At 73.7% G+C, this 300-nt stretch carries 1 pseudogene; it reads left to right on the top strand.

The features are described 5' to 3' along the window. A pseudogene (locus OQ02_RS39875) lies at nucleotides 1–300 on the top strand (xyloglucanase); the annotation flags it as partial.

Raw genomic sequence — 300 nt, 5'->3', positions numbered from 1 at the left:
GGAGCCGCCTACCCCGCCCTCTACAGCAGCGCGAGGATCGGCGGCGTCCGCGGCGTCTTCCGCTCCACGGACGCCGGGGCGAGCTGGGTCCGGATCAACGACGACGCCCACCAGTGGGGCTGGACCGGCGGCGCGATCACCGGAGACCCCCGGGTCTTCGGCCGGGTGTACGTCTCCACCAACGGCCGCGGCATCGTCTACGGCGACACGGCCGAGCAGGGCGGAACGGACCCCACGCCGGCCGCCTGCAAGGTCACGTACCGGATCACCCACCAGTGGCAGGGCGGCTTCCAGGCCGAC

Source organism: Saccharothrix sp. NRRL B-16314, from assembly GCF_000716595.1.
GTDB lineage: Bacteria > Actinomycetota > Actinomycetes > Mycobacteriales > Pseudonocardiaceae > Actinosynnema.
Note: the sequence above shows the minus strand (reverse complement) of the source record. Positions and strands in the feature narration are given on the sequence as shown.